6 protein-coding genes are annotated in these 6,126 nt (G+C 61.2%); 1 reads left to right on the plus strand and 5 read right to left on the minus strand.

Going from position 1 to position 6,126, the window contains the following annotated elements; genetic code table 11:
- Positions 1-434 precede the first annotated feature (434 nt).
- The 5 genes from Q8K05_RS06395 to Q8K05_RS06415 all read right to left on the minus strand — a co-directional run bounded on the left by Q8K05_RS06395 (position 435) and on the right by Q8K05_RS06415 (position 4,639).
- The gene (locus tag Q8K05_RS06395) at positions 435-848 is read right to left on the minus strand and encodes a type II toxin-antitoxin system HicB family antitoxin (protein ID WP_305245678.1); all 414 of its coding nucleotides are present in this window, start codon (positions 846-848) and stop codon (positions 435-437) included.
- A 12-nt stretch (positions 849-860) separates the two neighbouring features.
- Complete coding sequence (locus tag Q8K05_RS06400) at positions 861-983, minus strand: type II toxin-antitoxin system HicA family toxin (RefSeq protein ID WP_370868785.1); 123 nt, start codon at positions 981-983, stop codon at positions 861-863.
- 526 nt (positions 984-1,509) lie between these two features.
- A complete protein-coding gene (galE, locus tag Q8K05_RS06405) occupies positions 1,510-2,532 on the minus strand; it encodes a UDP-glucose 4-epimerase GalE (RefSeq protein WP_305245679.1) in 1,023 nt (340 codons plus the stop codon).
- A gap of 319 nt (positions 2,533-2,851) precedes the next feature.
- Entirely contained in the window at positions 2,852-3,148 is a 297-nt protein-coding gene (locus tag Q8K05_RS06410; RefSeq protein ID WP_305245680.1) for an H-NS histone family protein, read from the minus strand.
- Positions 3,149-3,274: 126 nt separating this feature from the next.
- Positions 3,275-4,639 carry a hemolysin family protein gene (locus tag Q8K05_RS06415; protein ID WP_305245681.1) on the minus strand — a complete coding sequence of 455 codons (1,365 nt, stop codon included), beginning with the start codon at positions 4,637-4,639 and terminating at the stop codon, positions 3,275-3,277.
- Between the two features lie 24 nt (positions 4,640-4,663).
- Between Q8K05_RS06415 and Q8K05_RS06420 the strand changes: the two genes are divergently transcribed.
- On the plus strand, positions 4,664-5,521 hold the full coding sequence (locus Q8K05_RS06420; RefSeq protein ID WP_305245682.1) for a symmetrical bis(5'-nucleosyl)-tetraphosphatase: 858 nt from the start codon (positions 4,664-4,666) through the stop codon (positions 5,519-5,521).
- Positions 5,522-6,126: the final 605 nt, after the last annotated feature.

Below are 6,126 nucleotides of genomic sequence, written 5' to 3' on the forward strand. Positions count from 1 at the left end.
CAGCAGCAAGACAGAAAGTCCGCATAATGGGCAGCTTATGGAGTGCGGGAAACAGGGGCAAGATCAATCTGCGCCCGCCACTGGTACGGACCACGCTTATTTATCGCTGCCATCTGAACCTACCCTGCTCATAGTTGTGCCAAAATTGTGCCAATAAAGCAATAATAGCCTCATATAGCCCTTTAAATATGGCTAGGGCTTACCATTCGTAATGAGAAGGTCGGGTGTTCGATTCATCTCTCCGGCACCAAAACAGATAAGGGTTCATTGCTATGAAAATAGCAGTGAACCCTTTTTCTTTGGCGGGTATGTAAGGGCGGATGTAAGGGCGGATGTAAGACGATTTTCCGAATCGAGCCCAGCACCAGACGCAAAAAACCCAGCGGGTTAGGCTGGGTTTGTCGTGAGTTGGCTTAGCTGGGGGCAAAACTGTTTTAAGCGTGCGCTACCGGCTCACGCCCTTCAACGGCCATCCGGGCAATGAAGCCTGAGCGTGTTTCACCAGCCGTGCGGGCGCGGGCATCCAGACGGCGCAGTACGCGGCGCGGCAGGCTAATATTCACGCGCTCCACGGCGTCATCCAGCATGGCCGGATCAACCTTCACCAATGCCCACAACCAGCCGTCAAATTCAGGATGGGCGGCGCGTAGCGCTTCAATATGGGATGGCGTGGGGATGTCTTGCCCATCATCAAGCGCAACTTCAATCCAGGCGGTCACGGCTTCTTCCGCCTGAATCATGGCTTCTTCCAGCGTGTCACCAGCCGAAAAGCAGCCGGGCAGGTCTGGAACCACTACGCCCCAAGCGGTAGTGTCGTTTCCAGGTTCAATAGTGATGGGGTAGCGCATGGTGGAGTCCTTTCAGATACCGGCCTGCCGCCGGATGGCTTTGACCAGCCCCAGCCCCAAGTCTTTTTTGGGATGCGGCACGACAACATGGCCGGGGCGGTCCAGGTGTTTGTAGATGTGATGTGAACCGTTCACCCGGTCCAGTCGCCATCCGGCCCGCTGCATTTCACGTATTAGGTCGGCACTGGTAATTTGTGTGTATGGTACACATTTATAGTCATTTGTGCAAGTAGCGCACTGTTGATAGGGGTGCGGTCATCCGGCCACCACGCGCAGCACACCGGGCGCGGCTTTTGCATCGAACACAATTCCGGCCTGTTCCAGTATGTGCGCTTCAATCTGCGCAAGGTACGGCCTCAAGGCGTCAACACTTCGCGGGCGGTAGCTCTACCCCCATGTGTTGGGGATGGAGCGTAATTCCCATCCTCAATGCTGTAAGCACGGGGATGGCTCTGCAGCAATTGCGCTAGATACCCCGTCAGCGGGATGGTGCGGGTGGCCTCCACCTTGTCGGCGCCCGCAAACCAGCCCGGCAACTGCGCAGCTTCGGCTTTAGCTGTGTCACGTTGAATCAGGGTGCGGGCAGCTTGATGCTTACCGGGCTTGGTTCCAGGGTGGCCGCAGGCCGTGGCGCCCACGTTCTATGCGCTGAAGGCACTTTTCATTCGTTATTGGCTGCATAACCGTTAGGATTGCCCTGCTGCCAGCGCCAGGCGTCAGTGCACATGTCCGCCAGCGTGTGCGTGGCACGCCAGCCCAACAGGCTTTGCGCCAGGGACGCGTCGGCATAGCACTGCGCCACATCGCCCGCGCGGCGCAGGGCAAACTCAAAGGGTACCGGCCTGCCGCTGGCCTGCTCAAACGCGTGCACCACTTCCAGCACACTGTGGCCCTGCCCCGTCCCCAGGTTCACGGTAAAGCTTTCGCCCCTGCCCAGCAGCGCCTGCAGCGCCGCCACATGGCCCTGGGCCAGGTCCTGCACGTGGATGTAGTCGCGCACGCCGGTGCCGTCTGGCGTGGCGTAGTCGTTGCCGTACACGTTCAGGTGCGGCCGCTTGCCCACCGCCACCTGCGCCACGTAGGGCATCAGGTTGTTTGGAATGCCGCTCGGGTCTTCGCCGATCAGGCCGCTCGGGTGCGCGCCCACCGGGTTGAAGTAGCGCAGCACCGCCACGGCCCAGGCCGCATCGGCCGCGCCCAGCGACGCCAGCATGTCCTCGATCATCAGCTTGGTGTGGCCGTAGGGGTTGGTGTGGCTGCGCGGAAAGGCTTCGGTGATGGGCACCGCGTGCGGGTCGCCGTAGACCGTGGCGCTGCTTGAAAACACCAGATGGCGGCAGCCCACAGCCGTCATCGCGTCCAGCAGCCCCAGCGTGCTGCCCAGGTTGTTGCGGTAGTACTTCAGCGGCTCGGCCACGCTTTCGCCCACTGCCTTGTAGCCTGCAAAGTGCATGACGGCCTGCACCGGGTGGCGGCGCAGCACATCGGTCATGAACGCCGCGTCAGCCACATCGCCCCGCTCGCAGGCCATGGCCTGGCCCGTGATCTGCTGCAAGCGCTGCAGCACCGCCGGGTGGCTGTTTGAAAAATCATCGACGATGACCGGCGTGAAGCCCGCCTGCACCAGCGCCACGCAGGTGTGGCTGCCAATGTAACCGGCGCCGCCCGTTAAAAGTATGTTCATGGTAATGAGGGCCAGGATTGCCAAGAAGTTGAAAGTGTAAATCGCGTCGGGGCCGATGCAGACCGATGCCAGTCAGTGCGGAGGTGCACTTTCGTCATCGCGAACTTCCTGTTTCGGGCGACCGAAACTGCAAACTGGCCATGAACCTTTGCAAAACGGGGCCGGTTCATGGGAAGGGGAAAATCGATGCGGCAATTCCCATGACGGAACGGGTGCACCTTGCCCTGACAGGCACTTCATCATCATCGCGACGCCGTGAATGCGTGTAACTGAAACTCGGGAAAAACTGAATCAGGTGCACCCAACGGCGGATTCGGGGTTAAATCAAAAACGGGGCGCGGTCCTGGCCTTCAATCCATTTAGGGGCCTTGCCGCGGCCGGTCCAGGTTTCTTCGGTGGCGGGATTGCGGTATTTGGGGGCGACTTTGGCGCCGGTCTTAATGGCGCCTGATTTGGCGGATTTGCCGGCCGGGAAAATGTCCTGCGGGGTCAGGCCAAATTCGGCAATCAGTGCGCGTACCTGACTCACGGCCTGCGAGGTTTCGCGGTGGCGGGCTTCAGCGATTTGTTTTTCGAGGGCTTCGCGCTGTTGCAGGAGTTCTTTGTAGCTGGACATGGTTTCTCGCTTTTATAATCGGAAGGGTTGAAACCCATGAGTATAAGAACTCAACTTGCAGATTATCGGAAACCATTCAAAAAAAATACCGTACAAAAGGGAATTCAGCGCCGCCTTTGAGTGAATTTAATCCGTTATGGCGGGCTTGACGGCGGTGCCGTTTGCCTTGGTGCCATTTTGGGTCGCGAGAATCTTGTCAATCCGTTTGCCGTCCAGATCAATCACCTCAAACACCCAGCCCGCGCATTCAATACGCTCGCCCGTGGCGGGCAGCCGGCCTGAAACTGACAGGAGCAGGCCGGCGACGGTGTTGTAACGCCCCTTGTCTTCTTCGGGCAGTTCCCTGATGTCGAGCCGGGCCTTGAGTTCGGACACGGGCATGACGCCGTCAATCAGCCAGCTGCCGTCGTCGCGCTTGGTGGCCCAGGCCTCGTGCTCGATGCCGGGCCGCAACTCGCCGGTGATGGCTTCGAGCATGTCCAGGGGGGTCATCAGCCCTTGCACCACGCCGTATTCGTCGACCACAAACACCATGCGGGTGGATTTGGCGCGAAACTGCTCGAGCAGTTCCATGCCGGTGAGTGTTTCGGGCACAAATACGGCCGGCACGGCATAGCGGTCAATGCGGTCGGTCACCGAGGGGGGGGCGCTGGCATCGGGACTTGAAGGCGCCGGCTGAATCTGGCCGCGCAGGGCGAGCAGCCTGGCCACATTGACCACGCCCACGACATCGTCGAGGTTGCCACGGCACACCGGATACCACGAGTGGCCGGTGCTGCCGGCCTTGTCGATGGCTTGGGCCACGGTGTCGGAGGCGTCCAGCCATTCGATGTCGGCGCGCGGCAGCATCAGGGAGGTTAGCAAGCGGTCGTCGAGCAAAAACACGTTGCGCACCATCTGGTGCTCGTGCTCTTCAATCAGGCCGGCATCGACGCCTTCTTCGAGGCTGGCGGTAATTTCTTCTTCGGTCACGGCGCGCTCGGCAGCGTTGTCTACGCGCAGCAGCTTGAGCACGGCATGGGTGCTGAGGGACAGCAGCCGGACAAAGGGCTTGGCGCCGCTGGCGACCCACATCATGGGCCGCGCGACCAGCCGCGACACGGTTTCAGGGTAAAGCTGGCCGATTCGCTTGGGTACCAACTCGCCAAACACGATGGTGATGAAGGTAATGACAGTGACCACAACCGCCGTGGCGGAAATATCGGCGGCACGCGATGAAGCGCCCAGGCTTTGTATCAAAACGGATAAATCGCCACTGAAAGCAGCCTCGCCAATAATGCCGTTGAGCATGCCGATGGAGGTAATGCCGACCTGCACCGAGGACAGAAACTGGGTGGGATTGTCGAGCAAGCCCAGCGCGGCGCGCGCGCCTTTGTCGCCTGATTCGGCCATGGCAGCGAGCCTGGCCTTGCGGCTGGAAGCCAGGGCCAGCTCGGACATGGCAAATACGCCATTGAGCAATGTCAAAAAGATAATCAGCAGAAAATTCATACGTCCGGGGGCAAAATAAACACCATGACAATGTACTTGATTGGTGATCTGCAGGGCTGCCAAGCCCCCTTTCAGCGGCTGCTGCAGAAAATGGATTTTTCGCCGAGCCGCGACACCGTGTGCCTGCTGGGCGACCTGGTGAACCGTGGGCCGGATTCGCTGGGGGTTCTGCGCAGCGTGGCGGCGCTGGGCGATGCGGCGCAGTGCCTGCTTGGCAACCACGACCTGCACCTGCTGGCGCTGTGGCAAGGGATACGCCCGCCGGGCCGCAATGACACGCTGCAGGACGTGCTGCAGGCGCCCGACCGCGAGGCGCTGCTGGACTGGCTGCGCCAACGGCCCATGGCCCTGCACCACCACGGCTGGCTGATGGTGCATGCGGGCGTGCTGCCGCAGTGGAGCACGGCACAAACCATGGCGCTGGCCGCCGAGGTGGAGCAGACGCTGCGCGGGCCCGACCTGAAGGGGTTTTTGAGCGCGATGTATGGCAACACGCCCGCGCAGTGGCAGGGCGGGCTGACAGGTGCCGACCGGCTGCGGGTGATTGTGAATGCGCTCACGCGGCTGCGCTTTTGCACGCCAGAAGGCGTGATGGACTTCAGCTGCAGCGACGGCGCGCGCCATGCGCCTGCGGGTTTCATGCCGTGGTTTGAGATACCGGGACGGGCCACGCAGGGCACCCCCATGGCCTTCGGGCACTGGTCCACGCTGGCGGCAGAGGGCAGCACGCACACGGGCCTGCGGCACAACGCCCTGCCGCTGGATACCGGCTGCGTCTGGGGGGGCTGCCTGACGGCAGCCAGGCTGGGGGCTGTGCCTGGCGAGTTTGAGCTGGTGACGGTGGAGTGTGAGCGGGCTCAGGAGCCGGGGAAGTCGGGCTGACGGCGCTTTTGCTGACTCGGCGGGACTGCTTGATTTTTTGATTTTGCACAGGTCTTTGCTTATTTGGTGGGGATTTGGCTTTTCGTAGTTGGGCTGGCCGGGGGTAGCCCGGCGGCTACTCACTTTGCTTTTGCTTCGCCAAAAGAAAGTAAGCAAAGAAAAAGCGACCTGCTGTCTGGGTCCCTGCGCTGCGCTTCGGGCAACCTGCGCTGCCCCGGAAAAGCGGGGGTCGAGCTCGAACTCGCCTGCGGCTCAGACAATCGCTCGCCCTGATCCCGCTTTCCCGCGTCATCACAGGCCCAGCCAGGACGGGCTTTGGGATCGGAGTCGGGGAGCAGAGCGCGCGCAGCGCGTTCTGCGTATTTGGCTGTTGATTTTGGTCTTTTTCCCCGCCCCAGCCCTTCTGTCTGCGCTGAGGAGCGGAGCTTCAGGCGGATTAGGGCCGCGCGCTGTTTGAGCCGAAGGCGAGTTTGCGCGGACCCCGCCTGAAGCGAGCACCGCAAGGTGCCCGTAGCGCAGCGAAGGGTCGCAGACAGTAGGGTCGCCTTTCTTTGCTTACTTTCTTTGGCGAAGCAAAGAAAGTGAGTCGCATGCCGGGCGACTCC

This window comes from Polaromonas sp. (assembly GCF_030682935.1).
Lineage (GTDB): Bacteria > Pseudomonadota > Gammaproteobacteria > Burkholderiales > Burkholderiaceae_C > Polaromonas.

Excerpts from the sequence above, each read along its gene's own strand:
- Q8K05_RS06395 (WP_305245678.1), bottom strand. The coding sequence starts at position 848 with ATGCGCTACCCCATCACTATTGAACCTGGAAACGACACTACCGCTTGG.
- galE (WP_305245679.1), bottom strand. The coding sequence starts at position 2,532 with ATGAACATACTTTTAACGGGCGGCGCCGGTTACATTGGCAGCCACACC.
- Q8K05_RS06410 (WP_305245680.1), bottom strand. The coding sequence starts at position 3,148 with ATGTCCAGCTACAAAGAACTCCTGCAACAGCGCGAAGCCCTCGAAAAA.
- Q8K05_RS06415 (WP_305245681.1), bottom strand. The coding sequence starts at position 4,639 with ATGAATTTTCTGCTGATTATCTTTTTGACATTGCTCAATGGCGTATTT.
- Q8K05_RS06420 (WP_305245682.1), top strand. The coding sequence starts at position 4,664 with ATGACAATGTACTTGATTGGTGATCTGCAGGGCTGCCAAGCCCCCTTT.